This window comes from Sulfurovum sp. (assembly GCF_041551015.1).
GTDB lineage: Bacteria > Campylobacterota > Campylobacteria > Campylobacterales > Sulfurovaceae > Sulfurovum.
The window spans coordinates 1-5,726 of record NZ_JBFENQ010000116.1; the positions used below are offsets into that span (position 1 = coordinate 1).

The window sequence follows — 5,726 nt, forward strand, 5'->3', positions numbered from 1 at the left end:
AATGCTCCAAGCTTCGTTAAATAGATAGCCACTGCCATATTGAAGACGATAACACCTGCCCAAATTCTGCTTTTCCATCCTATAATTAAAAAGATCGGTGCAAATATCTCTCCCACATAGATTCCATATGCCAAGACTTCAGGTATCCCCTGGAACTTCAATAATCCTTTAATAAAAGTGATCCCGTGCAAAGCCTTATCGATACCATGAAAGAGCATCATCCCGCCAACCATTAAACGTAATACTAATTTTCCTATATTCTCTGACATACAAAGATCCTTGTGTATAAAAAGTATATGATTATAACAAGTATTTTTATAAATGATTGATTTTAATAGGTTTGTTTATTGTCTACTATAGTTGTTGAAGTGTTCAATATTTTTTCACTATATCAAAAGTAAATATCTCTATAGTTTTTATATTGGTTTTTGATTATAAAAAATAAATGGCCGGGAGAGGGGGATTCGAACCCCCGGAGGTATTACCCTCACCGGTTTTCAAGACCGGCACATTCGACCACTCTGACATCTCCCGACATTTTGAAGAATAGAATATTATCTAAAGATAGATAAAATCTAGTTTATATGGTGGAGGAGCCACCCGGATTTGAACCGGGGATAGCAGCTTTGCAGGCTGCGGCCTTACCGCTTGGCGATGGCTCCACACTAATATATACGAATATTTTCTTCTTTCTTCTCAATAAAACTTCTGAACCGTTAGGTGAAGCTTTAGTGAGATGAATTGAAAGATTGGCTTTGCCAATTTTCAAGAAGAATTGTTGGTGGTACCCGGAGCCGGACTTGAACCGGCACGGTCACAATGACCGGGGGATTTTAAGTCCCCTGTGTCTACCATTCCACCATCCGGGCATAATTGGTACCATTCATATATTAAAATGTTAATTTTTTATGGAGCGGGCGAACGGGTTCGAACCGTCGACCCCAACCTTGGCAAGGTTATGCTCTACCACTGAGCTACGCCCGCAAATCCATACCGATTTTTAAGCATTCACTTAAAATTGGAGTGCGATTATAGCCAAAAAAGTTTTTAATGTAAAGAGAATTTAAAGCTTTTGTCTGTAAAAGAGGATTTTCTATCATTTTTTGAGTTTCATCTGCTATAATCCCTTAAATAACTAAAATATAAACATAAAGGCTTTCCCATGAGAAGTGACGAAATAAAACAGGGGTTTAGCAGAGCTCCACACAGAAGTCTACTCCGTGCAACCGGCGTAAAAGATGAAGATTTTGAAAAACCGTTCATCGGCGTAGCAAACTCATTTATAGAGATCATTCCGGGGCACTTTTTCCTCAATAAAGTAGCTGAAGTGATCAAAGAAGAGATCCGCGCTAATGGATGTGTACCTTTTGAGTTTAACACCATTGGAGTAGATGATGGTATCGCTATGGGACATGATGGTATGCTTTACTCTCTTCCAAGTCGTGAGATCATAGCCAACTCAATAGAGACCGTTATGAATGCACATAAACTTGATGCGATGATCGCTATACCTAACTGTGACAAGATCGTTCCGGGAATGATCATGGGTGCTTTGCGTGTTAATGTCCCTACAGTATTTGTCTCTGGTGGTCCTATGCAAAAAGGGTATACGAAAGATGGCACCCCTATAGATCTCGCTACGGCATTTGAAGCAGTAGGAAAGCATGAAACAGGAGAGATCACAGATGAAGAACTTCTTGATATAGAGTGTAATGCTTGTCCAAGTGGTGGATCTTGTTCAGGAATGTTTACAGCAAACTCTATGAATACATTAATGGAAGCGATGGGTATTGCCTTACCTGGTAACGGTACCATCCTTGCATTAACACCGGAGAGAACAGAGCTTTACAAACAAGCGGCCAGACGCATCTGTGAGATAGCAAAATCAGATGCAGCTGAACGTGAAAAGTATCGTATGCGAAACATTTTAAATGAAAATGCTGTACGCAATGCTTTTGCTGTAGATATGGCAATGGGAGGAAGTTCAAATACTGTACTTCATATGCTAGCTATTGCGAGAGAAGCTGAAGTTGATTTCAATCTTGAAGACATCAATGCTATAAGTAAAAGAGTTTCACATATTGCCAAAATTTCTCCATCACTCTCAACAGTACACATGGAAGACATTAACAAAGCAGGTGGTGTCAATGCAGTTATGCATGAGATGATGAAACGTGGAGATAACATTTTACTTGATAACTTAGGGGTAACAGGTGAAACACTTTACGAAAAGGTCAAAGATGCAGAGATCCTCGATACAAATATTATCCATACGATAGACAACCCTTACTCTGAAGTGGGTGGATTGGCCATCCTTTATGGTAACCTTGCAGAACAAGGTGCTGTAATTAAAACGGCTGGTATCACTGGGGACAGAGTATTTACCGGTACTGCAGTATGTTTTAATTCACAGGATGAAGCTATCAAAGGTATCATCAACGGTAAAGTAGAAGCCGGGAATGTTGTAGTTATCCGATATGAAGGCCCTCGTGGTGGTCCGGGTATGCAAGAGATGCTTAGCCCTACAAGTCTTATCATGGGTATGGGACTTGGAGACAAGGTTGCCCTGATCACTGATGGTAGATTCTCAGGTGCGACTAGAGGTGCAAGTATCGGACATGTAAGTCCTGAAGCTGCAGAAGGTGGTCTGATAGGTCTACTTGAGGATGGAGATGAGATTCACATCGATGTGGATGAGTACATCTTACAAGCTAACCTCAGTGATGAAGTCATCGCAGAGAGAAGAGCAAACTTTAAACCTCTTATCAAACCATTGAAAAGTAAATGGTTAAGACAATATAGAGCGTTGGTAACAAATGCAAGTTCTGGTGCTGTGCTAGAAGCAGAATAATAGTTTATATAGACTCTATATCCTGTCAAGGCTTTGCCTTGACATCTTCCCTCCTACATCTCTAAACAATAAAAGACTTGAAATTCACTAAAAAATTTTACTTAATTAAGTGAAGTCTTGATATAAATTTTCCCATCAGTGTCGATTTTAAAGGCAATGATACAATATCATTCAGACTCTTGTTTTCATTAGACAAGAGCCTACAAACAATCCTATTGCTTACTATAATACTTTGTCTTTCATGGACTTCACCACAGCTCGCACACTGTTTCCATACACCGTTCCAAGTAACATTTGTGTTGTTACATTTTCTACAGGCATCCATATATACTTCCTTTACTCTTTTAAAATTATCTAACTGAAGTATCTCATACTGACCCATTATACTTATGATCTATATATTACTCTTCCAAGGTTAATGGTGAAGAGTTAAATGTCCCGATGATTTAATATTATGATGGGCGTCTTGCGCCTTTGTATCTGTTACTATAAAAATTCTTACTGAGACTTGTAATTACAACCTTTTTCTTCGCAGATGACGCATGGATGAATTTATTGTCTCCAAGGTATATACCTACGTGATTTACATATCCTTTACGTCTTTTAGATGTATCAAAGAAAACAAGGTCTCCCTTTTGTAATTCATCTCTTTTTACATATTTTCCAAATTTTGATTGGTTGATAGAAGTACGCGGAAGAGTCACACCAATATTTTTATAGACATATTTCGTAAAGCTGGAACAGTCATAGGTATTTTTATGTCCACTTGCTCCCCATACATACTTTTTCCCTAATTTAGTTTTTGCTAGTGTAGTGATACGCTGACACTTATCTGAGGTTTCATCCTTTTTACTAACAAAAATATCACGAAACTTAAACGTACCACGTTCTTCTGCCTTGTTTTCCTCTAAACTGATCGTATCCAAGCTAGAAAGAGAGGCAAGAAGCTTTTTATTTGAAGTTTTTTTCTTTACTTTAGCCAATTTAATGGATTGCTTGTTTTGAGGCACCGTTAATAACCTTCCTATTTTAAGCATTTCGCTTTTTTTAAGACCATTGGCTTTTCTTATTTTTGTAACAGATGTATGATGCTTAAGTGCAATAGAAGAAAGTGTGTCACCTTTTTTTATGACATATTTCTTCGGTTTTGGAGACACATTCACATCGGAGACATACGCATCTGTTGGTACTTTCAATACCTTCCCCAGTCTAAGAATCGCTCCCTTCTTAAGGCCATTGGCTTGTCTTACTTTTGCAATCGTTGTATGATGTTTTCGGGCAATAGCAGAAAGTGTTTCCCCTTTTTTGATAGTATGCTTAACTGTGTGAGTAGATGATTTGGCTGTAATTGTAGCCAGAGATAAAGTAAGTAAAATCGTATAAATTTTTTTCAATGAATTCCCCTTAATGGATTGTAACATAAGTATATACTAAAAAATATTGAGTAATTGTAGCTATATATGATTAATCAAAAATAAACATTATTTTAAATCTGACTTAAACACCTCTCTGTGCTGTCCACTAGAGAAGGAAAGATATTAAATGCAGTATTAGCTTTTTTGCAGCTGTTTAACTATATGATCAGCCACCCTGAACGCATTTGCATAAATGGTCCAGGTATAGGCGACAGAACCCCCTGTAGGCATAAAGCTGGCATCTGCGACATAAAGGTTATTCACATCATGAGATCGGCAATATTTATTAAGTACGGATGTTTTAGGGTCATTTCCAAAACGGCACCCCCCGGCAACCAAGTTTTGCGGAGGAGAAGAAGAAATAGAAGAATAAATGTTTTGTGCTCCCATCTCTTTGAGCACCTCCTCACACTTTTTGGCGATATAGTTGCCAACTTTCACATCTTGAGGATGCCCTTCCAGACGTAGTTTTCCTACGGGCATACCAAACTTGTCTTTATGGGTAGGATCCAACGAAACAAAACAGTTATCATTGGGTAACCAGTCATTAAAGACTTCAAAACGTATACTTTTCTGCTCCGTAAAACGTGAGTTAAGTCGTTCACCCAACGCTTTGCCCCACACTAGCTTTCCATCTTCGTAGCCATTTTTACGTGCACGACTAATGATATTTTGATGTTCAAACATAAACTCTACAGAACCGCCTTTAAAGGTGCCATCCCACCAATGGTCTATAAAATACCAATCCAAGATAGAACGATTGACAAAAAGCCCTGTTGTCATCAACTCTTCAAACTTTATATGCTTCAAAGAGTCCTTATACAGTTCTCCTTGTCCGGAGCCCCCACCGGAGAAGATAAGGTTTTTACCAAGCTCTCCACTGCTGTTTCCCAAGCCTTCAGGATGATGTTCATTGGCCGAATTAAGTAAAAGCCTTGCACTCTCATGGGCTTGTGCCGCGATAACAAAGATCTTTCCTTTGATCTTTGTTTCTTTACCTGTAACAGTGTCAACCACTACGGCATGATTAACCTCATCTTTTTTATCTGTATCTAAATACTTGACATAGGTGTTACTCAATAACGTTAAGTTTCCTGTAGCCAAAGCTGGTTTTAAAAGCGCCTCTCTAGAACTTCCCTTCGCGCCTGAACTACACCCGTAACTTCCACAGAAATTTGAATAATAACAGGCATCACGTCCAGGCTTGTCTTTGGAGAGAACAGCCCTGGGCGTGACAAGAGGTGTGATGTCAAGAGATTTACAGCTTTTGTCAAAAAGCTTTACCACTGCATTTTCTTTGGTTGGAGGCTGTGTAAAATCTATAGTACTTCGAGGTGGTTCAAAAGGGTGTTTATCTACTTTACCGGAAATGCCTACCAACTCTTCTGTTAACGTGTAATATGGTTCCAACTCTTCATAGGAAATAGGCCAGTCAACCACATTGGCTCCTTCTATCTCTC

General features: G+C 38.9%; 4 protein-coding genes and 4 tRNA genes. 1 reads left to right on the plus strand and 7 read right to left on the minus strand.

Translation table 11 applies throughout. The features are described 5' to 3' along the window. The 5 genes from ABZC96_RS07840 to ABZC96_RS07860 form a co-directional block, all read right to left on the minus strand. Positions 1-269, minus strand: a 269-nt coding sequence (locus tag ABZC96_RS07840) for a DoxX family protein (protein WP_373030276.1), incomplete at its 3' end; no start/stop codon positions are given. A gap of 177 nt (positions 270-446) precedes the next feature. Continuing rightward, positions 447-534, minus strand: a tRNA-Ser gene (locus tag ABZC96_RS07845). 54 nt (positions 535-588) lie between these two features. Further along, a tRNA-Cys gene (locus ABZC96_RS07850) sits at positions 589-662 on the minus strand. Positions 663-782: 120 nt separating this feature from the next. Continuing rightward, positions 783-869: transfer RNA gene (locus ABZC96_RS07855), tRNA-Leu, on the minus strand. 40 nt (positions 870-909) lie between these two features. Then, positions 910-984, minus strand: a tRNA-Gly gene (locus ABZC96_RS07860). 178 nt (positions 985-1,162) lie between these two features. On the opposite strand from ABZC96_RS07860, the gene ilvD reads away from it, so the two are divergent. Then, the gene (gene ilvD / locus ABZC96_RS07865; protein ID WP_373030278.1) at positions 1,163-2,851 is read left to right on the plus strand and encodes a dihydroxy-acid dehydratase; all 1,689 of its coding nucleotides are present in this window, start codon (positions 1,163-1,165) and stop codon (positions 2,849-2,851) included. A gap of 452 nt (positions 2,852-3,303) precedes the next feature. Here ilvD and ABZC96_RS07870 read toward each other — a convergent pair whose 3' ends face one another. Further along, the gene (locus tag ABZC96_RS07870) at positions 3,304-4,245 is read right to left on the minus strand and encodes an NlpC/P60 family protein (RefSeq protein ID WP_373030279.1); all 942 of its coding nucleotides are present in this window, start codon (positions 4,243-4,245) and stop codon (positions 3,304-3,306) included. 156 nt (positions 4,246-4,401) lie between these two features. After that, positions 4,402-5,726: GMC oxidoreductase (locus tag ABZC96_RS07875; protein ID WP_373030280.1), on the minus strand; the 1,325-nt coding region annotated here is incomplete at its 5' end.